This is a genomic window from Baekduia soli, assembly GCF_007970665.1.
Lineage (GTDB): Bacteria > Actinomycetota > Thermoleophilia > Solirubrobacterales > Solirubrobacteraceae > Baekduia > Baekduia soli.
Window position 1 is genome coordinate 5189568 of sequence record NZ_CP042430.1, and the last position, 22684, is coordinate 5212251.

A 22684-nucleotide genomic window follows, 5' to 3' on the forward strand; every position below is an offset into this window, starting at 1 on the left:
CCCATGGTCTACTGGACGCGTGGCGAGCGTGCAGGAGCAGCCCGCAGGCGGGGTCCGCTGGTCGGTGGCCGACGTGGAGGCGCTGCACGCCCGCGGCCTCACCGACGGGCTGCCCGTGATCCCGCCCGCCCCCGAGCTGGTCGCCGCGTTCGTCGCCGCCTCCGGTCACCCGGGCGACGAGGTCGTCGCGGTCGTGCCGCCGCTGCGCGGCGACGCGACGGTGACCGTCATCGCCGCCAACGCCGTCATGGCGGGCTGCCGGCCGGAGCACGCCCCGGTCGTGCTGGCGGGCGTGCGCGCCATGTCACGGCCGGAGTTCAACCTCTACGGCGTGCGGACCTCGCACCACCCGGCCACGCCGCTGTTCATCGTCAGCGGACCCGCCGCGGACACGTTGGGGTTCAACGCGTCCAAGAACCTCTTCGGCCCGGCCTCGCGGGCCAACGCGGCCGTCGGGCGCGCGCTGAACCTCATCGTGCAGAACGTCGGCGGCGCGACGCCGCAGCTCATCGACCCGTCGGTCATGGGCCACCCGGGCCGTTACACCTACTGCATCGCCGAGCACGGCGACGGGCCCTGGCCGGCGATGGTGACCGAGGAGGCGGGGCTCGCCCCCGGGGCCAGCGCGATCGGGTGCTTCGCCGCCGACGCCCCGACGACCATCGTCGACTACGCGAGCAACGCGGCGGCCGACCTCCTCGGCGCCTTCGCGTTCCACGTCGCCAACGTCTGGCGCAACCCCTTCTACCTGGCCAGCGAGATCCTCGTGCTCGCCAGCCCCGCCCACGCGCGGGTGCTGGCCCAGGGCGGTGCGGACCGCGCGACCGTGCTGGCCCGGCTGGCCGCGGCGGCCCGGGCGATCACGGGCCCGCTGGTGCTCGACGAACACGGCTTCGACTACGCCGGGGGCCTGCGCCTCGCGGTGGCCGGCGGCCCCGACGGCCAGTACTCCGCGCTCGTCAACGGCTGGGTCGGCGGCGACATCGGCAGCGTCATGACCATCGAGGAGATCACGTGACCGACCAGACCACATCCGCCTGCCCGATCATCGACCCGCTGGGAACGTCGAGCACCGCGCCGGTCGAGCCCGTCCCCGGCCTGGGCGATGTCGGCGGCGCGCAGGTCGCCGTGCTGGACATCTCCAAGGTGCGGTCCGACGTGTTCGCCGGTGAGCTGGCCCGCGGCCTCGCCGACGATCACGGCGCCCAGGTCCGCCGCGGCCTGGCCCCCGGCTCGCAGGCCATGGCCGACGACGAGCTGCGTGAGCTCGGCGCCGCGTGCGACGGCGCCGTGCTGGCGCTGGCCGACTGCGGGACCTGCTCGTCGTGGACGCTGTACGACGCGATCGAGCTGCACCGCCACGGGTGCCGCGCCATGCTGGTGACGACGACGGCGCAACGGCCCATGGTCGAGGCGATGGTGGCCCGTCTGGGCCTGGCCGACCTGCCGCTCGTCGAGGTCGCCGAGCCCAACCGCGACCAGTACGCCGACGCCATCACGGCCACGGCACGCGCGGCGACCGCGGCCGTCGCCGCCGCGCTGCGCGGGTAGCGCGGCGCGGTCGGCGCGGGTCCGCTCAGACCGAGGCCGGCTCCGGCACCCGCTCCATGAAGAACGTCGTGTACACCGTGATGTCCTCGGGGACGTAGTAGTCGCGCTCGTCGCAGATCTGCCCGATGTTCGCGGCGATGTCCTCCGGCGTGACGTCGGCCTTGCCGTAGCCCTGCGTCTCGGCGAAGAAGATCCGGGCCACCCGCCCACCGCCGCAGGACAACACCTCCCCCGTCAGCTCGCAGGACTCGTGGGCGAGGAAGGCCACCACCGCGGAGATGTTCTCCGGGAGCAGCCGGTCGAAGACCGTCGGCCCCTCGTCGGCCACCACCTCGGTGCGGGCGCCTTCGTTGACGTCGATATCGGGATCGGCCATGCGCGTCTTGGCGTAGGGCGCGATGAGGTTGACCTTGATGCCGTGCTCGGCGCCGGCGCCGGCGAGGTTGCGCCCCAGGCCGATGAGGCCGCCCTTGGCCGCGCCGTAGGCGACCAGGAACGGCGAGCCGAACAGCGCGCACGACGTCGTCAGGACAACGCGCGCGGCCGGGCTCTTCACGAGGTGGGGCCACGCGGCGCGCGTGACGTTGAACGAGCCACCGAGGTGGACCGAGAGGTTGCGGTCGAGGTCCTCGGCGCCGGTGTCGGGGAACGTGTGCGGCGTGAGGATGCCGGCGTTGTTGATGACGATGTCCACGCCGCCGAAGGCCTCGACGGCCGTGGCGACGATCGCCTCGGCGCCCTCGGTCGTGGCGACCGAGGAGGTGTCGGCGACCGCGGTGCCGCCGGCGGCGCGGATCTCGTCGACGACCGCCTGCGCGGGACCCGCGTCGGCCCCGGTGCCGTCCATCGCGCCCCCGAGGTCGTTGATGACGACCCTGGCGCCGCGGGAGGCGAGCAGCAGCGCGTGCGTGCGGCCCATCCCGCGGCCGGCCCCGGTCACGATGGCGGTGCGACCTTCGAACTCGAGCATGACGCTGTCTCCTCTCCCTGCCGGGCCGTCGCGGGCGGCGACGGCCAGACAACCAACCGATTGCTTGTTTGATGACTCTGCGGACACTAGCCTCTGGCCCGCCGCCGATCAAGACGGCCCGCCGTGCGACGGCGACCGAACGAGAGGACGCCCGTGCCCCACGCCGATGACCGGACCCTGCTGCGCGAGCTGGCCGAGGCCTATGCCTCCGCGGCCGACCGCCGCGACGACGACGCGTTCGTCGCCCTGTTCACGCCGACCGCCACGCTGACGATCCGCCAGGGCGGCGCGGTCCTGGGCACGTTCACCGGGCGCGACGGCCTGTGCGGGGCGACCGCCCCGCTGGACGCCTATAGCGCGACGATGCACTTCGTCGGCAACCACGCCTGTGCCGTGGACGGCGACGCGGCGACCGCCACGACCTACTGCCTGGCCAACCACCTGCGCCCCGCCGGCGACGGCGGCGTCGAGAACCTCCGGATGGTCATCCGCTACGACGACCGCTGCGTCCGGGGCGCCGACGGCCGCTGGCGCTACGCGGCGCGCGACCTCGACATCCTGTGGACCGAGGTCGCGCCGGCCAGCGTCGCGCCGCTGGCGCTCTGAGCGGCGCTCAGCCGTTGGACCCGCGCCAGGCCAGCGATCCGCCGTCGATCGTGATCGCCGCGCCGTTGATGAACGACGCCTCATCGGAGGCCAGGAAGCAGACGAGGCTGGCGATGTCGGACGGCTCGCCGAGGCGCGGGACGAGGTGGGAGCCGATGAGCGCGGCGCGCAGGGCGTCCTCGTCGGGCGCCATCGCGAAGTACTTCTGCACCATCGGGGTGTCGACCGCCGCCGGGCAGTAGCAGTTGCAGCGGATCGTCGGGGCGAGGTCGATGGCCGTGGCCTTCGTGAGCTGGATCACCGCGCCCTTCGTGGCGTTGTAGGCCGGGCAGCCCGGGTAGCCGGTCAGGCCGCCCGTCGAGGACGCGTTGACGATCGCCGGGCCGCGGGTGGAGCGGCGCAGGAACGGGGCGGCGTGCTTCGTGGCCAGCCACACCGCGCGCAGGTTGATCTCGTAGACCGCGTCCCAGACCTCGTTGGGCAGCGTGTCCACGGCGCTCTCCGTGCCGAAGTCGGCCTCCTGGACGCCGGCGTTGTTGTGCAGGACGTCGATGCCCCCGAAGTGGTCGGCGGCCGCCGCCATGAGCGCGACGATGTCGTCCTCGGAGCGCACGTCGCAGCGCACGTACACCCCGCTGCCGCCCTCGCCCGCGACGAGGTCGACGGTCCCCTGGCCCTCGGCGTCCTTGACGTCGGAGACCACGACCTTCGCGCCGCGGCGCGCCATCTCCAGCGCGGTCTCGCGCCCGATCCCCTGGGCCGCCCCGGTGACCACGCACACCTTGTCCTGCAGCACGGCGCTCCTCCTCCTGCTCGACGGTCGAAGGGCGCGAGTATCGACCAAACGATCGGCAGGGGCAAGCCCCGGGGGTCCTGGGTCAGAAGGCCTCCCCGGGCTCGTCGCGCGTCTCGCCCAGCCGGATGTCGTGGCCGGGCTCCTCCCCCGCCTCGTAGTTCTCGACCTCGAGCATCGAGCCGCACGACGGGCAGGCGAACTCCCACGTCGTGAGCTGGAGGACCGACGCCTCGCGGACCTTGGCGCCCAGGTGGGCGGCGCGCTCGTGCAGCGGCCAGCTGCGCGTCGCCGCGTGGGCCTTCCAGTTCTCGGTGACCGGCCCGATAGGCTGGTCGCAGTGGCTGCAGCAGAAGCTGCGCACGCCCTCGGCGTCGGCGACCTTCAGCGGGGCGCGGTACTCGAGCATCTCGGCCGGCTCGTGGCTGGGCTCGCGGCCGAGGCGTTCGGCGCGCAGCTCACGCCGGCGGGCCGCGGTGGCCGCGTCGTCCGGCGTGCCGTCGGCCGTGAGGACCACGCCGTAGACGTCGGGCACGACGTCGGCGGTGATCATCCCGTTCTCGAGGTCCTCGGCCACCCGCCACGGCTCGCGGAACAGCGGGTCGCCCAGGCCCGAGCCGCCGGCCCCGAACGTCCGGGTGATGTCGTCGGCGGCGATCTGCAGGTTCGTCGCGTGCGACGGGGGCAGCGTGCTGCCCTCCGTCAGGTCCTCGGCGATGAACCGCGCGCCGAGGTCGGTCGGCGAGCCGGCCTCCACCCCGCCCTTGAAGATGAGGTTGCCGGTCCCGCCGCCCGGGTACCCGCCGCCCGGCGCCCGCGAGGGCACGCGCGTGACGTTGGAGAACACCGTCATCTGGGCGCCGGAGGACATGCCCGCCAGCTTCCAGGCCGTGTCGATGCCCATCCCCCCGCGGCGGAACCCGTGGCCGCCCGAGTTGGGGCACAGGCGCCGGAAGTAGTGCAGCGCGGGCGCGGTCTCCTCGAGCTCGATGTCGAGCATGCGCGAGCCGGTCATGTCCTCGTAGCAGCCGCAGTCGCGGCCGTCGACGTTGGACTGCGCGCCCAGGCCGGTGCCCAGCGAGTCGAAGGACACCCACATCGTCGGGCCGCCGGCGTCGGTGATCCCGAAGACGACGTTGTGCGGCGCGACGTTGGCGCCGCAGCCCGCCGAGCGGGCGCGGATCGCCGGGTTCTCGCTCAGGCCGACGGCCTTCTGCAGCGCGGAGTGGAACGCGCGCAGCACCTTGGTGCCCGACTCCATGTGGCCGGCCGAGGTCGCCGCGTTGATGCTCGGGTTGAGCATCGTGCCCGGCGCCGACTTGATGATCTTCAGCGGCCGCGTCACGCCCGCGTTGATCGGCAGGTCGGGCATGAGCGTGCGGATCACGTCGCCGACCACCCAGCCCAGCAGGGCGGCCCGGGTGGCGTTGATGAAGCAGTTGGCCTCCGGCGGCGAGTCGGAGAGGTCGATGAGCAGCTCGTCGCCGCGCACGGTGACCGACACCGACAGGCGCGACAGCGTCTCCACGCCGTGGCCGTCGTACTCGACCCAGTCGTGGGCGGTGAACGTGCCGTCGGGCAGCTCGGCGATGCGCTGGCGCGCGTGCTGCTCGCTGAGCTCGATGTTGTACTCCGCGTACTCCTTGACGGTCTGCGCGCCGTAGCGCTCGAAGACCTCCTGCAGGCGCGAGTAGGTGGTGTTGTTGGCCGCCACGCACGAGCGCAGGTCGTTCAGCGACTCGGCCATCCGGACGTTGGCCAGGTAGAGCTTGACGAACTGCTCGTCCCAGACGCCCTCGGAGACGACCTTGGTCAGCGGGAAGATGAAGCCCTCGCCGTAGCGGTCCCATGAGCCCGGGATCCAGCCGCCGGGCGTCAGGCCGCCGATGTCGAGGACGTGCACCGACGAATAGGCCCACGCCATGAGCTCGTCGCCGGCGAAGACCGGGGTGATCACGCTGGGGTCGGCGGCGTGCAGCGGCTGCGCGGTGTACGGGTCGTTGGCGGCGAAGTGGTCGCCGGGGCGCACCGTCGAGAGGTCGACGTTGGCCAGGATGTCGCGCAGGGCGTTGACGGCCGAGACGAAGTGCGGCGGCAGGTAGCTCGTGAAGGCGATGACCTCGCCCTTGGCCGACACCAGCGACGTGGAGAAGTCATTGGCCTCGGTCACGATCGGCGAGCCCGACGTGCGGTTCAGCGTGATGGCGGCCTCCTCGCAGGCGGCCTCCATGCGGCGGTGGATGACCTTGGCGAGGATCGGGTCGTACGTGGTGGTGGTGCTCACGGTTCTTGGCTCCTTGAGGCGGCGCGGGGGCGGCGGGCGTCAGCCCGGCAGGCCGGCGGGATCGGCGACGGCGGCGGGCGGTGCTGCCGCGGGTGCGGCGACGTCGATGGTGAACACGTAGTTGCGCAGCCCGTCGACCTCCAGCCGGGCCCCGGGCGGGACCAGCAGCGTGGTGTCGACGTCGTCGACGAGCGCGGGGCCGTCGACGACCGCCCCGGGGGCGAGGGCCGGCCCGTCGTGGACGGCGGCCTGGATCGTCGTGTCGCCCAGGCGCACCTCGCGGTGGGCGGAGGGCTCGGGGACGCTGGTGGCCAGGTCGTCGCCGGCCGACGGCGTCGGCGGCTTGGGCGTGATGCCCGAGGCCACGACGCGGGCGGTGTGCAGCTCGATCGGGAAGCCGTCCCACGCGCTGCCGGGGCCGTAGACCCGCTCGTACTCCTGCACGAACCGGGTCGAGAGGTCCTCGCGGTCCTCGTCGCGGACCTCCTCCCCGGGCCATGTCATCGAGATCTCGAAGGCCTGCCCGGCGAACTTCACGTCGGCCTCCCGGCGCACGACGATGTCGTCGTCGGAGAAGCCCTCGTGGCGCAGGGCGGCGACCGCCCGCTCCTCCAGCCCGTCGTAGAGCTCGTTGATCGTGGCGGTCTCGCCCGCCGAGAAGATCCACTGCGCGGTCGTCGACTCGGCGTGGATCGCGTCGGCGAACAGCAGCCCGTAGGCCGAGAACGTCGCCGCCGCGCCCGGCATGACCAGGCGGCGGATCCCGAGGTCGCGGCAGACCTCGCCCAGGAACAGGCCCGAGCCGCCGCCGTAGCCCACGACGGTGAAGTCGCGCGGGTCGTAGCCGCGGCCGAGGGAGACCTTCTCGATCGCGGTGCCCATCTGGGTCACGGCGATGTGGTGGAAGCCCGCGGCGACCTCCATGAGGTCCTGGCCCAGCTGGTCGGCCAGCGGCTGCAGCGCCGCCTTGGCCGCGTCGACGTCGAGGGTCACCGTGCCGCCCCAGAACTTCAGCGGGTCGATGAGGCCGAGCACGAGGTTGGCGTCGGTGATGGTGGGCGCGGTGCCGCCGTTGCCGTAGCAGGCCGGCCCGGGGTAGCCGCCCGCGCTGTGCGGGCCCATCTGCGGCAGGCCGCGGTCGTCGATCCAGCAGATGGAGCCGCCGCCCGCGCCGATGGCGTGGATGTCGATGATCGACAGGCCGGTGAGCAGCCGGTTGATCGTCGTGCGGTGCGCATAGGCCGGCCGGCCCTCGCGGATCAGCGCGGTGTCGAAGCTCGTGCCGCCAAGGTCGGCGGTGATGATGTTGCCCTCGCCCAGGACCTTGGCGAAGTGGGTGGCGGCGACGACGCCGCCGACCGGGCCGGAGTGGCTGAGGTGGATCGGCTCGGCCATCGCCTCCGTCGGGCTGATGTGGCCGCCCATGGACTGCATGAACGAGATGCGCCCCTCGCGCAGGCCCAGCTCCTGGGTGCGCGCGGTGAGCTTGCCGATGTAGGTCTCGGCGCCCTCGGAGACGAACGCGTTGAGCAGCGCCGTGTTCATCCGCTCGTACTCGCGGATGCGCGGGTAGATGTCGCAGGAGAGCGTGACGAACAGGTCGGGGTACAGCTCGGCGATGATCTCGCCGGCGCGGCGCTCGTGGACGGGGTGGCGGAAGGACCACAGGAAGCAGACGGCGATCGCGTCGACCCCCTGCTCGACGAGGCGCGCGACCTCGCGGCGGACGTCGTCCTCGTTGAGCTCGACGAGCACCTCGCCGCTGCGGCTGACGCGCTCGTCGATCTCGGCGACGTGGCGCTGGCGCACGATGTCGGGCGGCCGCGTCTCCTTCTGGAGGTCGAGCTGGATCTCGCGGATGCCGCGGTGGATGTAGATCGACTGCTTGAAGCCCCGGGTGGTGAGCAGGCCGACGTTGCGGCCCTTGCCCTGGGCGATGCTGTTCGTGACGACGGTCGTGCCGTTGACGAACGCGTCGCACTCGGCCATGAGCGCCTCGAGCGACGTGCCCAGCTCGCCGGCCGCGTTGGAGACCGCGGCGGTGACGCCCTCCGTGTAGTCCTTCGGCGTCGTCAGGGCCTTGGCCCGGACGATGCCGCCCGCCTCGTCTGCGACGACGACGTCGGTGAAGGTTCCGCCGATGTCCACTCCGACTCGATACATGTGCCCTTCCCGGGGTCCTGGTGGTCTCTGGGCGCGGCTCGACAGCCACCTGGCCGGCCCGCTGCCCATCGTGCTCCGCGGGCGCGCCGCTGACCACCGCACGTTCGGAGGTGCCCAGCCCGTCCGTTCGGAGGGTCTCGGGCCGCGCGGGCGCCGGCGGCCTCCATGGCGGCGCGCCCCGGACGGCGCGCGCGGCGCGTCCTACGCCCCGGCGAGGAAGTCCAGCAGACCCTGGCGGCGCGCCTCGTAGACGGCCTCCGAGCGGGAGTGCGCGTCGAGCTTGGCGAACAGGTTGCGGGCGTAGCCCTTGGCCGTGGACTCCGTGATGTGCATGTCGGCCGCGATCTGCTTGAAGCGCAGCCCGCGCTCGAGCAGGACGAGCACGTTGCGCTCCTGGGGCGTGAGGTGGGGCAGCGTGCCGTCGGCGTCGGGCTCGAGGTCGGGGGCGGCCCCCTCGTCGCCGGCCACCAGGGAGCGCACCGCGCTGGCGATCGCCGCGCTCCCGGCGCTGCCGGCGACGTAGCCCGTCGCCCGGCTCCGGGCGGCCAGCGTGCGGCTCATGGGCGTGTCGCGGGTCGCGATGACCAGCGCGGGCACCGGGCGCCGCGGGTCGCCCGCATCGAGGTCGGCCAGGAGCGAGGCGATCGGCCGGCCGTCGAACGTCGCGTCGCAGATGATCGCCTCGTAGCGCGCCGGCGGCAGGCTGAGCGCGTCGTCGCGCGTCGCGCACAGCTCGGCGCGCGCGCCGATCGACCGCTCGACGATCCTCGCCACGCCCTCGGCGAACAACTCGTCGTCGGCGCACACCAGGATCCGCGGCGCAGTCGTGCGCGCCCCGCGGAACGCCTCGGTGACGACGACCGACACGTCGTGCATCGCGTCGAGCACCGCGTCGCAATCCAGGTGCGGGTCGCGCGAGCTCGCGCACAGCGCCCCGACGGGCCGGCTGCCGACGAACAGCGGGATCGAGCAGCCCGACCGGTAGCCCATGTCGACCACGAGGTGGTCCAGCGAGCGGTCGAAGGACTCCGCGTCGCCGAACGAGGCGTGGCGGAAGACGTCGCCGCCGGCGGGCACGGCGACCTGCGTCGAGGTCTCCAGCGGCAGCTCGGTGCCCGGAGCCAGGATCTGCCCGCCGCCGCCGGCCACCACGCGGAACGAGCCGCGGCCCGGGTCGACCGCGTGCAGCGAGAAGCGATCGACCTGCAGCTCCTCGCACAGCAGCCGCAGCGCCGCCTCGATGCGCGACTCGTTGATCTGCTCTCCCAGGCACGACGCGACCGCGTCGCTCAGCTGCATGGTGCGATGACCCTCCTCTGAGGCGGACCTCGACGACCTCTCCATTGTCTCGGCTGGCGGCCAATCGCGCGCCGGACTGTCACAACCGCCAGCACCCGGGGGCGCGGAGCGTCCGTGCCATAGTGCCCGGCGTGCTCTTCGCGGAGGACCTCCACGTCGGCAGGACCTTCGCGCTGGGATGCCGCGAGGTCACCGCCGCCGACATCATGGCCTTCGCCGGCGACTGGGACCCGCTGCCGATGCACGTCGACGAGGCCGCGGCCGACCGCGGCGCGTTCGGGGGCCTCATCGCCAGCGGCCTGCACACGCTGGCCATCGCGGTGCGGCTGACCGTCGACGCCCTCGTGTCCCACACGGCGGTCTACGCGGGGCGCGAGATCCGCTCGGTGCGCATGCACCGCCCGGTGCGCCCGGGCATGACGCTGACGGGCACGGTGACGATCGTCGAGCAGCGCCTGCGCGACGACGGGCGCGGCGTCGTGGTCTGGGAGATCGCGCTCGTCGACGACGCGGGCGGGCCCGTGCTCACCATGGCCACCGACTCGCTCGTCGACCGCCGGCCCTGACGGCGGCGGGGCTAGTCCTCGCCCGGCGCCTCGGTGTCGTCGATCGGCGGATCGTGGGCGTCGGGATCGTCGAGGTCGACCTCGCGGTCGTCCAGGTCGGCCGGCTCGTGGTCGGTCCCCCGGGCGGGCACACCCGAGAGGGCGTCCTCGGGCTCGGGCAGGTCGACGTCGGCGGCTTCGGGGTGGTGCTCGGGCATGTCGTCCTCCATGGTCGGTGCTCCGACACCGATCCTCTCACGATCGCCTGGGGCGGGCGGACCGCCCCCGCCCGCCACCCACCTCGGCTTGCACGCCGCGGGCGCGGCGGCTACCGTCCCGCCCGTCGCCGGGCTCCCCGGCGTCGAGTGGTGAGGCCCGCTCCAGAACCGCGGCTGCGACCGCCGATGGCTTCTACGCCCCGTCGACCGACGCCACGTAGGAGACCCCGGATGGAGCCCGACCCGACCACGACCGACCCCGACCGCGAGCGTGACGGCGCGGGACGCCGGGGCTGATGGCGCGCCTCGACGCACGCGAGCTGGCGGCGGTGTTCGCCGGGGGCGCGGTGGGGGCCGTGGCCCGCGGCGAGCTCGCCGAGGCCCTGGGCCACGGCGGCGGCTGGCCGTGGGCCACGTTCCTGGTCAACGTCGCCGGCGCGTTCGTCCTCGGCTACGCGACGACGCGCCTGCAGGAGCGCCTTCCCCTGTCGAGCTACCGGCGCCCGCTCGTGGGCACCGGCTTCTGCGGCGGGCTGACGACGTTCTCGACGATGCAGCTCGAGCTGCTGCGGATGCTCGACGACGGCCGGCTCGGGCTCGCCGCGGGCTACGCGGCCGCCGGCCTCGTGGCGGGGTTCGCCGCCGTCCTGGTGGCCACGAACCTCGTGCGCCGGGTGGGGTGGGCACGGTGAGCGCGGCGGTGGTGGCCGGGATCGCGCTGCTCGGCGGCCTCGGCGCGGTCGCGCGCCTCCTGCTCGACGGCGCGGTGTCGCGGCGCCTCGCCGGGTCCTTCCCCCTCGGCACCCTCGCGGTCAACCTCACGGGCGCGGTCGCGCTCGGCGTGCTCGCCGGGGCGGGCGTCTCCGGCGACCGCTCCATGCTGTGGGGCGTCGGGCTCATCGGCGCCTTCACGACGTTCAGCACGTGGATGCTCGAGAGCCACCGCCTCGCCGAGGAGGGCCGGGGCCGCGTCGCGGCGGCCAACGTGGCCGTCAGCCTCGTGGCGGGCGTCCTGGCCGTCCTGGCCGGCCGGTACCTGGGGGCCGCGCTGTGAGCGACGACGCCCTCAAGCTGACGGTCCACTTCGGCGAGCGCGCGCGGGCCGGCCGGGCGTTCCTGGCCGATGCGCTCGTCGACGTCTACGCCCGCCACGGGCTGCGGGCGAGCGTCGTGCTGCGGGCCATGGAGGGCTTCGGGGCCGCGCAGCGCGTGCGGACCGACCGGCTGCTGAGCCTCTCCGAGGACCTCCCGCTCGTCGCGGTCGCCGTCGACGAGCGCCCGCGGATCGAGGCCGCGCTGGCCGACGTCCGCGCGCTGCCCGGCTTCACCGGCCTGGTCACGCTCGAACGCGCACGAGTGCTCACCGATGGACGGGGCGCGTCGCCGGCCGCCGGCGAGGCCGCGAAGCTCACGGTGTACGTCGGGCGGCGGGAGCGCGCGGGCCGCCGGGCGGCGGCGCCCGCGGTCGTCGACCTGCTGCGCCGCCACGGCGTGGACGGCGCGACCGTCCTGCTCGGCGTCGACGGCACCGTCCGCGGGCAGCGGCGGCGCGCGCGGGTGCTGCACCGCAATGCGGCGGTCCCGATGATGATCGTCGCCGTCGGCGACGGCCCGCCGATCGCGGCCGCGCTGGGCGAGCTGGCCGGCGTGCTCGCCGAGCCCCTGGCGACGCTGGAGCGCGTGCGGATCGTCAAGCGCGACGGCCGCGTGGTCGGCCGACCGCACGCGGTCGCCGACACCGACCCGTACGGGCTGGGCGTCTGGCAGAAGCTGACGGTCATCACCTCGGAGGCCGCGACCCACGAGGGCCGGCCGCTCCACCACGGCCTCCTGCGGGAGCTGCGCGCGGCCGGGGCGGCCGGGGCGACCACGCTGCGCGGCATCTGGGGCTACCACGGCGACCACGCGCCGCACGGCGACGTGCTGCTGCAGCTTCGCCGCCGGGTCCCCGTCGTGCTCTCCGTCGTCGACGCGCCGTCGGCCACGGAGCGCTGGCTGGCGATCGTCGACGACGTCACGCACAGCACCGGCCTGGTGACGAGCGAGCTGGTGCCCGCCCTGCGCGCGACCGACGGCCGGCACGGCCACGGCGGGCTGCGGCTCGCCCGCCGTGCCGCGCCCTGACGACGCGCGCCGCCCCCGTCCGCGTACGGTCCCGTCCATGGCCGGAGATACCGAGCCCCTCGTCGACGTCGCGGTGCGGCCCACGCCGCCCTCGGCGCTGGAGGCGGTGCTGGACGCCACGGGACGCGCCCGGCTGCATGCGGCGGTCGCGCGCGCCGCGCCCGTGTTCGCCGGGCAAGCCGTCTGGTGCGTGAACTCCACGGCGCGGGGCGGCGGCGTCGCCGAGCTGCTCGCGGCGCTCATGCCGCTGGCGCGAGGCGCCGGCGTCGATGCGCGCTGGCTCGTAGTGCGGGGCGACGGCGCGTTCTTCGCCCTGACCAAGCGGCTGCACAACCACCTGCACGGCGCCGAGGGCGACGGCGGGGGGCTGGGCCCCGCCGAGCGCGACCGCTACGCCGCGGCCCTGGCGCCCGCGGCCGAGGCGCTGGCCGGCCGCGTGCGGCCCGGCGACGTCGTGCTGCTGCACGACCCGCAGACCGCCGGGCTGATCCCGGGCCTGGCCGCCCACGGGATCCCGGTCGTCTGGCGCGTGCACGTCGGCGCCGACCGGCCCAACGCCGCCGTCCGCGCCGCCTGGGACTTCCTGGAGCCCTTCGTCCGGCACGCCGACGTGTGCGTGTTCTCGCGGCCCGCCTACGCCTGGGACACGATCCCCGAGGCGCGGCGGGCGGTCATCGCGCCGTCCATCGATCCGCTGAGCCCGAAGAACGCCGACCTCGACGATGCGACCGTCGCCGCGATCCTCGCCGCCGCGGGCCTCGCCGACGCCGGGGCGGCCGACCCGCCGCCGGCGTTCACGCGGGCCGACGGGACGCCCGGCGTCGTTCGCCGCCGCGCCGCGGTGGACCGCGCGCGCCCGCTGGGCCGCCGCGAGCCGTTCGTCCTGCAGGTGTCGCGCTGGGACGCGCTGAAGGACCCCGTCGGGGTCATCGAGGGCTTCGCGGCCCACGTCGCCCCGGCGTGCGACGCGCACCTGGTCTACGCCGGGCCGCCGGCCGACGGCGTCAGCGACGACCCCGAGGCCGGCGCCGTCCTCGAGCAGGCGCGCGCGTGCCGCGACCGGCTGCCGACCGAGGTCCGCGACCGCGTGCACCTCGCGCAGATCCCGATGGACGACCCGGAGGAGAACGCCGCCGTCATCAACGCCCTGCAGCGGCGGGCCGCGGTCGTCGTGCAGAAGAGCCTGGCCGAGGGCTTCGGGCTGACGGTCGCCGAGGCGATGTGGAAGGCCCGGCCCGTCGTGGCCAGCGCTCTCGGCGGCCTGCAGGACCAGATCGAGCACGGCCGCAGCGGGCTGCTGCTCGACGACCCGCGCGACGGCGCGGCGCTCGGGGCGGCGGTGCTCGAGCTGCTCGGCGACCCCGCCCGTGCGGCGGCGATGGGGCGTGCCGCACGCGAGCGGGTCCGCCACGAGTTCCTCAGCGACCGCTCGCTCGTGGACTACCTCGGGCTGCTCGGGCCGCTCGCCGGCGCCGGGGACTGAGCGCGGTGCTCGGCCCATCGGTCCTGCGGCTGGCCGACCCGGCGAGGGTGGACCGCGTCCTGGACGCGATCCTCGCCGACCGCCGGCGCGCGAGGCCCGCACACCCCCTGCCCGTCGTCGTGCGCCTGGATCCGCGCGGCGTGCCGGAGCCCGGCGCGCCCTCCCCGAAGGCGCTCGCGCGGGCGCGCGAGCTCATCGTCGTGGCGACCGGCGCCGACCGCGCCGAGGCCCTGCACGCCCTGCTGGCCGGGCCCGGCGGCGACGTCGCGACGGTCGTGCGCGCCCATCCGGAGGCGCTCGTGCTCTGCGACCGCGCCGCCGCTGCGCGCCTGGACCCGGAGGCCGGCGACGACGACGGCCGGGTGGTGGTCGTGCTCGGGCATCGCGAGCCCGGCGTCAGCGCCGAGCACCGCATCTCCTCCCACACGCGGGCGCGCCTGTACCGCGCGCAGGAGCTCTGCCTGCAGACGCCGGTGCGCGCGGCGATCCTCACGGGCTGGACGCACACCGACGGGCTGTCGGAGGCCGAGCAGATGGCCCGCGAGTGGACGCTGCCCGGCGTGCCGGTGCTGTTGGAGGTCGCGGGCCGCGACACGGCCGAGAACGCGTCGTGCTCCCTGGGCCTGGTGCTCGCGCTGGGCGGCGCGCGCCGCGTCACCGTCGTCACGTCGCGCTGGCACGTGCGCACGCCGCTGTTCTTCGCGCCCTATCGCGATCACGGACTGGCCGTCGACGTCGTCTGGGCGCGCCCGCTGCGCCACTGGGCGCACCTGCTGGCCCACGAGCTGCGGTCGCTGCCGCGGGTGCCGGCACAGCGCCGCGCGGCGATGGCCGCGGTCGCGGAGGTGGCGGGCTCCGGCTCCTAGTGGGCGGCCGAGGCGGCCTGCGGCGGCGCGGCGGCGGCCGGGTCGGCGCCGTCGGCCGGGCGCGGGACGACGAGCACGGGGCAGGCGGCGTGGTGGACGAGCCAGTCCGACGTGGATCCCAGCGCGACGCGGCGCGCCGTGCCCCAGCCGCGGGAGCCGACGACGAGGAGGTCGTGGCGGGAGGCGATCGCCTCGAGCTCGATGCGCGGCCGGCCGTTGAGGACCTTGCCCGCCGTGGCGCCCGGCAGGCGCGCGAGCGTCTCCTCGAGCGTCTCCTCGGCCCATCGGCGGCGTTCGGGCAGGCCCTGGGAGACGTAGGCGGGCGCCCCCGGGGCGCCCGTGACCGGCACCACGGGCGCCTCCCACACGACATAGACGGTGAGCGCCCCGCCGTGGGTCGCGACGAGGTCGCGCGCGGCGTCGACGGCCGCCTGCGACTCCGGCGTGCCGTCGCAGCCGACGGCGACCTGGCGCGGTGCGGCGCCGTCGAAGTCCTTGGGGGCGACGGCGACAGGGCACGGCGCGTCGTGCAGGACGACGCGGCCGACGTCCCCGAGCACGATCCGCCCGACGGCGCCGTGGTGGGCCGATCCGACGACGATGAGGTCGGCCTCGCGCTCCTGGGCGACCTGCTGCAGCGCCCGCGCCGGTGAGGCGTCGGCCACCGTCACGAGCTCGGCGTCGGCGCCCAGGGCCACGCGCGCGGCCTCGAGCAGGCGCCGGGCCGCGTCGCGGTCGGCCTCGGGGTCGGGATGCCCCGCGGGCCAGGGATGGCGGTCGGGGCGGTGGGCGTGGACGAGCGTGAGCCGCTCGGGGCAAGCGCCCGGGCGAGCGCGACCGCGTCGCGTCCTCCGCCGGAGCCGTCGACGCCCACGAGGCCGTGTCGGAACATGACCGCGACGCTAGGGACGCAGGGCCGCCGGGCCATCCGGGGCGCGCCGCCGACGGGCTCCGTAGTCCACCGCCCGGGCCCGGAACGACGAGCGGCCGCCCCCACGGCGGCCGCCCATCAGCGCCGGCCCCTGGGCAGCGCAACCTGATTCCAACGCGTCCCTTCGGGAAGCTCCGCGTTGTCGCCCCGGTGATCGGCGGTGGGGCGCGCCGGTTGAGCCCGTGGTGTCCGCGCGGATGCTCGATGCGTGCGCACGCGCCTGGGCGCCGGGCACGGCGCGCGGAGGGCTCTCCGAGCGGAGGTCGAACGGCAAACCCATGATAGAGACGCGGCCCGATCGGGCACGGCCACGGCATGGCGAGAGAGACCTCCGAACGGCGCTTCGTGCGCGACGACGACGCGCGAGCCGGGCGCGAGGCGGCCCCGGGGCCGGACGACGACCGCAGCCCCCACAGCCCGACCGACCTGCCCGCGCGCTCCTGGACGGGGGTGCTGAAGCGCACGGTCTCGGAGTTCAAGGACGACAACCTGACCGACTGGGCCGCGGCGCTGACCTACTACGGCGTGCTGGCGATCTTCCCCGCGCTCATCGCGCTCGTGTCGATCATCGGGCTCGTCGGGCCCTCGGCCACCCAACCCGTCCTGGACAACCTGGCGGCGCTGACGCCCGGGCCGGCCAACGACATCCTCTCGGGCGCGGTGAAGCAGATCGCCGGCAGCCGCGGCGGCGCGGGCATCGCGTTCGTGGCGGGCATCGCCGCCGCGATCTGGAGCGCCTCGGGCTACGTCGGCGCGTTCGCCCGGGCCTCCAACGCGATCTACGAGGTGCCCGAGGGCCGGCCGTTCTGGAAGCTGCGCCCGATGCAGCTCATCGTGACCACGATCATGGTCCTGCTGCTGGCCGCCAGCGCCGTCGCCGTGGTGGTCACCGGTCCGGTGGCCGACCAGCTCGGCAGCGTCGTCGGCGCGGGCTCGGCGGCCGTGACGGCCTGGGACATCGCCAAGTGGCCGGCCATCGCGGCCGTCGTCAGCGTCATGTTCTCCATCCTGTACTACGCCGCGCCCAACGTGAAGCAGCCCGCGTTCCGCTGGATCACCGTCGGCGGCATGCTCGCGCTCGTCGTCCTGCTGGCCGCCTCGGCCCTCTTCGCGATCTACGTGGCGAACTTCTCGTCCTACAACAAGACCTACGGCACGCTGGGCGGCGTGGTCGCCTTCCTGGTGTGGCTGTGGATCTCGAACATCGCCGTCCTCCTCGGGGCCGAGCTCAACGCCGAGCTCGAGCGCGGGCGCGAGCTCGAGGCCGGCCTGCCGGCCCAGGACGAGCTGCAGCTGCCGCTGCGCGACGACCGCAAGCTCAAGGACTGACGGCCGCCGCGGCGATCGCCTCACCCGCCGCCGTGATCGCCTCCAGGGTCGGCGCCTCGCGCACCGAGGCGGCGCCGAGGCGCCGGCGCTCGGGGCCGCGGAGGCCGTCGCGGCCGGCGACGACGTGCAACGGCACCCCCGCGGCGCGGGCGCGGGCGGCGATCTCCCCCACGATCTTGCCGCCCAGGCTCTGGCCGTCGACGGAGCCCTCCCCGGCCACCACGGCGGCCGCCGCGCGCAGGCGCGCGTCGAAGCCGACGGCGTCCAGGACCGCGGCCGCGCCCGGGCGCAGCTGCGCGCCGAAGGCCGCCCACAGCCCGCCCGACAGCCCGCCCGCGGCGCCGGTCATCGGCACGCCGCGCGGGTCGCGCTCCAGCTCGCGTGCCCGAGCGTCCAGGCGGCGCGTCAGCCGCCGCACCGCGTCCTCGTCGGCTCCCTTCTGGGGCCCGAAGACGCGGGCGGCGTCCTCGTAGGGCGTCGTGACGTCGCACAGCACGACGAGCTCGGCGTCGCCGAGGCCGCCGGCGGCCCGCAGCGCCCGCACCGCCCCCAGGCCGCCGTCCGTCGTCGCGCTGCCGCCCACGGTGACCAGCACGCGGCGGGCCCCGGCCGCCAACGCCGCGGCCAGCAGCTCGCCCGTGCCCGTCGTGGAGGCGGCCTCGGCGTCGCGGTCGGCCTCGGCCACGAGCGCGAGCCCGGACGCCTGTGCCGACTCGACGACCGCCGTGCGGCCGTCGGCCAGCAGGGCGTAGCGCGCCGTCACGGGGCGGCCGAGCGGGTCGTGGACGTCGGCGTGGGCGACGGTGCCGCCCAGCCGGCCAGCAGCACGTCCATCGTGCCCTCGCCGCCGTCGGCCACCGGGCAGCGGTCGGGCCGCGCCCCGGCGGCCCGCACGCCCGCGGCCAGCGCCTCGGCCACCTCGCGCGCCGTGAACGTGCCCTTGAACGAGTCGGGCGCCAGCAGGATCGTCGGCGCGGCCGCCCCTAGGACCCGGTGCGCCACGCGAGCGGGGTCGGATGGCCCACGAGGCGGCGGGTGGACCGGCGGCAGCCGGTGTCGCACGGCACTCGCGCATCGGCACAGCTGACCACATCGGGCGACGCCGTCGCAAGGGGCCCCGCGCGACAGGACCACCGGGCGGCCCGTCTCCGCCCCGGCCGGTCGGGACCCACGGGGCCGGCGGGCTGGCACGATCGCGGCCCGACCTCGGCGCCCTGCACGCGGACCCCGATGCGCGTGCTCGAGACGGAGGCCGGCCTCAGAACACCCGCGCGGCGCCTGGGGCACCTGCGCCCAGGCCACGGGGTCGTGGCCGAAGACGAGCCGCGCACCACGGTCGCGGTGCCCGCGCAGCACGTCCACGGACCGCCGCTCCTGCTCGCGGTCCAGGTCCATGCGGGAAGCGCCCGGTGTCCAGCCAGTCGGCGAAGTAGCACGCGTCGCCGCACAGCAGCACGGACGGCCCGTCGCCGGCGTCAGCAGCACGGACTGGTGGCCGCCGAGTGGCCGGGCGTCGGGACGAGCAGGACCTGCCCGTCGCCGAAGAGGTCGTGGCCGCCGTCGAGCAGGTGCACCGTGCGGTCCTGGGCGTAGTCGGCGGGCACGTAGGCGTGGGTCGCGATCGCCTCGGGGTCGCGGCCGGCCTCCCACTCGCGGGCCTGGACGTAGAGCGGCACGCCGGGCGGCACGACGCAGCCGCCGGCGTGGTCGTAGTGCAGGTGGGTGAGCACGAGCGCGTGCAGGCCGGCGGGGTCGACCCCGAGCGCGGCGAGCCGGCCGCCGACGTCCTCGCCCGGGCCCAGCGCGAAGGAGAAGGCCTTGGCCAGGCCGCCGATGCGCGACGCCGGGTCGTGCCCCATCGCGGGGTGCAGGCCCGTGTCGACGAGCACGCGGCCCTGCGGGTGCTCGATGAGGAACACGGCGTGGGAATCGTCAGCGGGTCGGCGTCGCGGCCGCGGAAGCGACCGGTCTGGCGGCCGCAGGACAGGGCGTGGAGGTGCATCGGGTGCCGGCCAACCCTACGCCCTGCGGCGCACGGGCTAGGGTCCGCGGCCATGTCGGATGACCTCACGCTCGAACGCCGCGACGGCATCGCCGTCCTCACGCTGCGCCCCCCAGCGGCGCAACGCGCTCACGCCCGCGATGGCGGGCCATGACGGAGGCCTGCGAGGAGATCGACGCCGACGCGTCGATCGGCGCCGTGGTCGTCGCCGGCGAGGGCCCCTACTTCTGCGCCGGCGGCGACCGCCCGACGCTGGCCGCGGCCGGCCGCGACCCCTCCGACCCGCAGGTCTACCGCGACATGGCGCGATCTACGGCGCGTTCGTCGCGTCGGCGCGCTGGAGCCGCCGACGATCGCCGCCATCCGCGGCGGCGCGGTCGGTGCGGGCCTGAACCTCGCGCTGGCCACCGACCTGCGCGTCGTCGCCGACGACGCCAAGCTGCTGTCGGGCTTCCTGCCCATCGGCCTGCACCCGGGCGGCGGGCACTCCGCCCTGCTGGCCCGCGGGGTCGGGCGCGAGACGGCCAACGCCATGCAGCTGTTCGGCGCGACGGTCGTGGGCGCGCAGGCCGTCGAGCTCGGACTCGCCTGGGCCGCGGTCCCGGCCGCCGACGTCGACGCCACGGCGCTGGCGCTGGCCGCCACCCCCGCGCCGACCCCGAGCTCGCCCGCCGCACCGCGCGGTCGATGCGCACGGTCGCCGGGCCGCCGGCGCTCCCTGGTCCGCCGCGCTCGAGCTCGAGCGCGCCTCGCAGATGTGGTCCATGCGGCGCAAGGATCTCGCGGGCTAGCGCTCATGCGGCAACGCCCACGCCCGGCGCTCCACGCCGGGACGCCGGTCAGGTTGTCGGCGTTGGGCACCGCGGGCGCCGGCAGCAGGTTGACGTACATCCAGCGCCTCGATTCGGGGCCCAGCGTGGCGTCGAGGTCGGCCTCGCGGCGGCGCACCTCCTCCGGGTGCCGGGTACAGGCCGCCCGCCCCCACGCCGGTCGGCCCGGGTGATGGGGATCGTGATGAGCCGGGCCGGCCGCCTCGGGGGCGAGCCTAGTCCCCCTTTCCCGGGTCGCCCAGCGAGACGTTGCCCAGGTGCGCGCCCCCGTCGATGATGATCGACTGCGCCGTGACGAACCGGCCTCGGGGAGGCGAGGTAGGCCATGAGCCCGGCGACCTCCTCGGGCTCGCCGTGCCGGCCGCCGGGCATGAAGCGGTCGCGGACGCGCTCGACGACCTCGGGCGGCATCGCGAGCACCTTCGGCGTGGCGATCGTCCCGGGCAGCACGCAGTTGATCGTGATGCCGTGGGCGACGTTCTCGGACGCGATGGCCCGGGCCATGCGATCAGGCCGGCCTTCGACGCGCAGTAGGCGACCTGGCCGCGGGCGCCGATGGCCGCCGCGACGCTCGAGGTCAGCACGATGCGCCCGTAGCGACGCTCGCGCATGCCGGCAGGCAGGCCTGTACCACGCGGAACGAGCCGGTGAGGTTGACGTCGATGTCCAGCGCCCACTTCTCCGCGCTCATCCGGTGCGCGGGCGAGAGCGTGTCGACGACGCCGGCGTTGGAGATGCACACGTCGATGTCGGCCAGGGCCTCGGTCGGCATCGGGTCGCCGACGAGGTCGACCACCAGGTCGGCGGGGCCGGCGACGTCCATCGTGACGACCTCGTAGCCGTCGTCGGTCAGGCGCTGCACGATCGCCCGCCCGATGCCGCCGTTGGCGCCGGTCACCAGCGCACGCCGCGGCGTGCCGTCCGGGCGCCGGCCGGCGCGTGGAGATCCTGCGGTCATGGTCCGTGCTCCTTGGTCGGGTTCCGGATCCTGCCGCATCGCCTCGCCCATCGGTCCAGCCCGCGCGGGCCGCCTCGCGCGCGGCCGCGCGATCGCCGATGCAGCCGCATGGTGCCCGCCGTCAGCAGCTCGCTCCTCGGGGTCTCCGCCGCCCAGGACCAGCTCGACGTCGCCACCCGCTCCGTGGCCCGCAGCGGGCCGGCGGGCGCCGACGACGGCACGGCCGGTCTCGTCGGCGGCGTGGTCGGCGCGCAGGTCGCGTCGGTCCGGCAGGAGGTCAGCCTCACCATGCTGCGCCGGGCGATGGACGCCGAGAAGTCGATCATCGACATCCTCGCGTGAGCATGGGCATCTCCGGCCCGAGCGGCAGCTTCACCGATCCCGCCGCGGCGCAGATGCAGTGGGACGCGATCGCCTCCATCAAGAGCGTCAGCCCATTCGCCGAGCCGGCCCCGGCCGGCGGCGCCGCCGGCGGCATCGCCGCCGCGCTGGACTCGCTCATGCCGCAGATGCCCGCCGTCGCGGGCCTCGCCGGCGACGGCGGTCAGGCCGGCGGCGCGGGCGGGATCGACCGCGACGGCGAGATCCGCAGGGCCCAGCAGGTCACGATCGACCTGTTCGCCTAGCGCCCCGCGGCATCCGCCTAGTCCTCCTGGACCTCGGAGCGGTCGGCCGACCACAGGGTGTGGAACGTGCCGGGCCGGTCGACGCGCCGGTAGGTGTGGGCGCCGAAGAAGTCGCGCTGGGCCTGGATGAGCGACGCGGGCAGCCGCTCGGAGGCCAGCGCGTCGTAGTAGGCCAGGGCCGAGGAGAACCCGGGCGCCGGCACGCCGGCCTGGCCGCGATCGCGACGATCCGCCGCCAGGCCGCGTCGCCCCGGGCGACCACGTCGGCGAAGTACGGGTCCTCCAGCAGCGTGGCCGGGGTCGTGTCGCGGTCGTAGGCCTCGACGATGCGGTTCAGGAAACGCGCCCGGATGATGCAGCCGCCGCGCCAGATCTTGGCGATGTCGCCGAGGTGGATGTCCCAGTCGTACTCCCGGGCGCCGGCGATGATCGCGTCGAAGCCCTGGGCGTAGGCCACCACCTTGGAGGCGTACAACGCCGCGCGCACGTCGTCCTCGAAGTCCTCGCCGACCTCGGGGAGCTCCGGGCGCGCCCCCACGACGCCCCGCACCGCGGCGCGCTGCTCGGGCTTGCTGGACACCGCCCGGGCGAAGACCGCCTCGGCGATGCCGCCGACCGGGATGCCCAGTCCGACCGCGTTCTGCACGGTCCACACGCCGGTCCCCTTGGAGCCCGCCTCGTCGACGATGAGGTCGACGAGCGGCGTGCCGGTCTCCGCGTCGCGGTGGCGCAGGACCTCGGCGGTGATCTCGATGAGGTAGGACTCGAGGTCGCCGTCGTTCCACGCGGCGAAGACGTCGGCGATCGCGTCGGTGTCGTGGCGCCCACGCGCCGAGCAGGTCATAGGACTCGCCGATGAGCTGCATGTCGGCGTACTCGATGCCGTTGTGGATCATCTTGACGAAGTGGCCGGCGCCGTCGGTGCCGACGTGTGTGACGCACGGCTCGCCCTCGGCGACCGCGGCGATCGACTCGAGGATCGCCCCAGCGTCGCGTAGGCCTCGGCGAGCCGCCGGGCATGATCGAAGGGCCGTTGAGCGCGCCCTCCTCGCCGCCGGAGATCCCGGCGCCGACGAAGTTCAGCCCGCGCTCGCGCAGCGCGTGCT

21 protein-coding genes and 6 pseudogenes are annotated in these 22684 nt (G+C 75.2%); 13 read left to right on the forward strand and 14 right to left on the reverse strand.

Features of this window, described 5'->3' with window-relative positions:
• Positions 1-19: 19 nt before the first annotated feature.
• Both FSW04_RS25290 and FSW04_RS25295 read left to right on the forward strand, forming a co-directional pair.
• Complete coding sequence (locus FSW04_RS25290) at positions 20-1018, forward strand: hypothetical protein (RefSeq protein ID WP_146923342.1); 999 nt, start codon at positions 20-22, stop codon at positions 1016-1018.
• Positions 1015-1551 (forward strand): UGSC family (seleno)protein, encoded by a 537-nt coding sequence (locus tag FSW04_RS25295; RefSeq protein ID WP_146923344.1) that lies wholly within the window; start codon positions 1015-1017, stop codon positions 1549-1551. Before FSW04_RS25290 ends, FSW04_RS25295 begins: the two co-directional genes overlap by 4 nt.
• A 25-nt stretch (positions 1552-1576) precedes the next feature.
• Here the strand turns inward: FSW04_RS25295 and FSW04_RS25300 are convergent, their stop codons facing one another.
• Positions 1577-2521: an SDR family NAD(P)-dependent oxidoreductase gene (locus FSW04_RS25300; RefSeq protein WP_146923346.1), complete on the reverse strand. Its 945-nt coding sequence runs from the start codon at positions 2519-2521 to the stop codon at positions 1577-1579.
• A gap of 153 nt (positions 2522-2674) precedes the next feature.
• Between FSW04_RS25300 and FSW04_RS25305 the strand changes: the two genes are divergently transcribed.
• The gene (locus FSW04_RS25305) at positions 2675-3127 is read left to right on the forward strand and encodes a nuclear transport factor 2 family protein (protein ID WP_187369095.1); all 453 of its coding nucleotides are present in this window, start codon (positions 2675-2677) and stop codon (positions 3125-3127) included.
• 7 nt (positions 3128-3134) lie between these two features.
• Here the strand turns inward: FSW04_RS25305 and FSW04_RS25310 are convergent, their stop codons facing one another.
• From FSW04_RS25310 to FSW04_RS25325, 4 genes are all read right to left on the reverse strand, one after another.
• Positions 3135-3923 (reverse strand): SDR family NAD(P)-dependent oxidoreductase, encoded by a 789-nt coding sequence (locus FSW04_RS25310; RefSeq protein WP_228430751.1) that lies wholly within the window; start codon positions 3921-3923, stop codon positions 3135-3137.
• 82 nt (positions 3924-4005) lie between these two features.
• A complete protein-coding gene (locus tag FSW04_RS25315) occupies positions 4006-6204 on the reverse strand; it encodes a hydantoinase B/oxoprolinase family protein (RefSeq protein ID WP_146923351.1) in 2199 nt (732 codons plus the stop codon).
• Positions 6205-6243: 39 nt separating this feature from the next.
• Complete coding sequence (locus FSW04_RS25320; protein WP_187369096.1) at positions 6244-8367, reverse strand: hydantoinase/oxoprolinase family protein; 2124 nt, start codon at positions 8365-8367, stop codon at positions 6244-6246.
• Between the two features lie 201 nt (positions 8368-8568).
• Positions 8569-9666: a LuxR C-terminal-related transcriptional regulator gene (locus FSW04_RS25325; RefSeq protein WP_187369097.1), complete on the reverse strand. Its 1098-nt coding sequence runs from the start codon at positions 9664-9666 to the stop codon at positions 8569-8571.
• 131 nt (positions 9667-9797) lie between these two features.
• On the opposite strand from FSW04_RS25325, the gene FSW04_RS25330 reads away from it, so the two are divergent.
• Positions 9798-10232: a MaoC/PaaZ C-terminal domain-containing protein gene (locus tag FSW04_RS25330; RefSeq protein ID WP_228430753.1), complete on the forward strand. Its 435-nt coding sequence runs from the start codon at positions 9798-9800 to the stop codon at positions 10230-10232.
• Between the two features lie 11 nt (positions 10233-10243).
• Here FSW04_RS25330 and FSW04_RS25335 read toward each other — a convergent pair whose 3' ends face one another.
• Positions 10244-10429 (reverse strand): hypothetical protein, encoded by a 186-nt coding sequence (locus tag FSW04_RS25335; RefSeq protein WP_146923357.1) that lies wholly within the window; start codon positions 10427-10429, stop codon positions 10244-10246.
• Positions 10430-10725: 296 nt separating this feature from the next.
• Here FSW04_RS25335 and crcB (FSW04_RS25340) point away from each other — a divergent pair, with 296 nt between their 5' ends.
• From crcB (FSW04_RS25340) to FSW04_RS25360, 5 genes are read left to right on the forward strand one after another with little or no spacing between them, the layout of a single operon-like run.
• Positions 10726-11121 (forward strand): fluoride efflux transporter CrcB, encoded by a 396-nt coding sequence (crcB, locus tag FSW04_RS25340; RefSeq protein ID WP_146923359.1) that lies wholly within the window; start codon positions 10726-10728, stop codon positions 11119-11121.
• Positions 11118-11483 carry a fluoride efflux transporter CrcB gene (crcB, locus tag FSW04_RS25345; RefSeq protein ID WP_146923361.1) on the forward strand — a complete coding sequence of 122 codons (366 nt, stop codon included), beginning with the start codon at positions 11118-11120 and terminating at the stop codon, positions 11481-11483. The genes crcB (FSW04_RS25340) and crcB (FSW04_RS25345) overlap by 4 nt, the downstream gene beginning before the upstream one ends.
• The gene (locus tag FSW04_RS25350) at positions 11480-12553 is read left to right on the forward strand and encodes a DUF190 domain-containing protein (RefSeq protein ID WP_146923364.1); all 1074 of its coding nucleotides are present in this window, start codon (positions 11480-11482) and stop codon (positions 12551-12553) included. Before crcB (FSW04_RS25345) ends, FSW04_RS25350 begins: the two co-directional genes overlap by 4 nt.
• 37 nt (positions 12554-12590) lie before the next feature.
• Positions 12591-14036 (forward strand): glycosyltransferase, encoded by a 1446-nt coding sequence (locus FSW04_RS25355; protein WP_146923366.1) that lies wholly within the window; start codon positions 12591-12593, stop codon positions 14034-14036.
• 5 nt (positions 14037-14041) lie between these two features.
• A complete protein-coding gene (locus FSW04_RS25360; protein ID WP_146923368.1) occupies positions 14042-14902 on the forward strand; it encodes a YdcF family protein in 861 nt (286 codons plus the stop codon).
• On the opposite strand, the gene FSW04_RS25365 is transcribed toward FSW04_RS25360, so the two are convergent.
• Both FSW04_RS25365 and FSW04_RS27675 read right to left on the reverse strand, forming a co-directional pair.
• Positions 14899-15462 (reverse strand): universal stress protein, encoded by a 564-nt coding sequence (locus FSW04_RS25365; protein ID WP_228431357.1) that lies wholly within the window; start codon positions 15460-15462, stop codon positions 14899-14901. The two genes, FSW04_RS25360 and FSW04_RS25365, sit on opposite strands and share 4 nt — an antisense overlap.
• A pseudogene (locus FSW04_RS27675) lies at positions 15463-15651 on the reverse strand (universal stress protein); the annotation flags it as partial.
• A 497-nt stretch (positions 15652-16148) separates the two neighbouring features.
• On the opposite strand from FSW04_RS27675, the gene FSW04_RS25375 reads away from it, so the two are divergent.
• Entirely contained in the window at positions 16149-17162 is a 1014-nt protein-coding gene (locus FSW04_RS25375; protein ID WP_146914954.1) for a YihY/virulence factor BrkB family protein, read from the forward strand.
• Here the strand turns inward: FSW04_RS25375 and FSW04_RS28835 are convergent.
• A pseudogene (locus tag FSW04_RS28835) lies at positions 17152-18557 on the reverse strand (glycerate kinase family protein). The gene FSW04_RS25375 and the pseudogene FSW04_RS28835 overlap by 11 nt on opposite strands.
• Before the next feature lie 80 nt (positions 18558-18637).
• On the reverse strand, positions 18638-19081 hold the full coding sequence (locus tag FSW04_RS25385) for an MBL fold metallo-hydrolase (RefSeq protein WP_187369099.1): 444 nt from the start codon (positions 19079-19081) through the stop codon (positions 18638-18640).
• A gap of 444 nt (positions 19082-19525) precedes the next feature.
• Between FSW04_RS25385 and FSW04_RS28840 the strand changes: the two genes are divergently transcribed.
• Positions 19526-20167: an enoyl-CoA hydratase-related protein gene (locus tag FSW04_RS28840; protein WP_407653009.1), complete on the forward strand. Its 642-nt coding sequence runs from the start codon at positions 19526-19528 to the stop codon at positions 20165-20167.
• A 190-nt stretch (positions 20168-20357) separates the two neighbouring features.
• On the opposite strand, the pseudogene FSW04_RS28845 reads toward FSW04_RS28840, so the two are convergent.
• Positions 20358-20498 (reverse strand): annotated as a pseudogene (locus FSW04_RS28845) (hypothetical protein); the annotation flags it as partial.
• Positions 20495-21003: pseudogene (locus tag FSW04_RS28075) on the reverse strand (SDR family NAD(P)-dependent oxidoreductase); the annotation flags it as partial. The pseudogenes FSW04_RS28075 and FSW04_RS28845, both read right to left, overlap by 4 nt.
• A gap of 57 nt (positions 21004-21060) precedes the next feature.
• Here FSW04_RS28075 and FSW04_RS25410 point away from each other — a divergent pair.
• Both FSW04_RS25410 and FSW04_RS25415 read left to right on the forward strand, forming a co-directional pair.
• Positions 21061-21294 (forward strand): hypothetical protein, encoded by a 234-nt coding sequence (locus tag FSW04_RS25410; RefSeq protein WP_146923378.1) that lies wholly within the window; start codon positions 21061-21063, stop codon positions 21292-21294.
• A gap of 2 nt (positions 21295-21296) precedes the next feature.
• Complete coding sequence (locus FSW04_RS25415) at positions 21297-21578, forward strand: hypothetical protein (RefSeq protein WP_146914962.1); 282 nt, start codon at positions 21297-21299, stop codon at positions 21576-21578.
• 17 nt (positions 21579-21595) lie between these two features.
• On the opposite strand, the pseudogene FSW04_RS25420 reads toward FSW04_RS25415, so the two are convergent.
• A pseudogene (locus FSW04_RS25420) lies at positions 21596-22422 on the reverse strand (hypothetical protein).
• 203 nt (positions 22423-22625) lie between these two features.
• A pseudogene (locus tag FSW04_RS28850) lies at positions 22626-22676 on the reverse strand (hypothetical protein); the annotation flags it as partial.
• Between the last annotated feature and the right edge of the window lie 8 nt (positions 22677-22684).

Coding starts and splice junctions, on each gene's coding strand:
- FSW04_RS25415 (WP_146914962.1), top strand. CDS start 21,297: ATGGGCATCTCCGGCCCGAGCGGCAGCTTCACCGATCCCGCCGCGGCG.
- FSW04_RS25355 (WP_146923366.1), top strand. CDS start 12,591: ATGGCCGGAGATACCGAGCCCCTCGTCGACGTCGCGGTGCGGCCCACG.
- FSW04_RS25335 (WP_146923357.1), bottom strand. CDS start 10,429: ATGCCCGAGCACCACCCCGAAGCCGCCGACGTCGACCTGCCCGAGCCC.
- FSW04_RS25410 (WP_146923378.1), top strand. CDS start 21,061: ATGGTGCCCGCCGTCAGCAGCTCGCTCCTCGGGGTCTCCGCCGCCCAG.
- FSW04_RS25320 (WP_187369096.1), bottom strand. CDS start 8,367: ATGTATCGAGTCGGAGTGGACATCGGCGGAACCTTCACCGACGTCGTC.
- FSW04_RS25375 (WP_146914954.1), top strand. CDS start 16,149: ATGGCGAGAGAGACCTCCGAACGGCGCTTCGTGCGCGACGACGACGCG.
- FSW04_RS25300 (WP_146923346.1), bottom strand. CDS start 2,521: ATGCTCGAGTTCGAAGGTCGCACCGCCATCGTGACCGGGGCCGGCCGC.
- FSW04_RS25325 (WP_187369097.1), bottom strand. CDS start 9,666: ATGCAGCTGAGCGACGCGGTCGCGTCGTGCCTGGGAGAGCAGATCAAC.
- crcB (WP_146923359.1), top strand. CDS start 10,726: ATGGCGCGCCTCGACGCACGCGAGCTGGCGGCGGTGTTCGCCGGGGGC.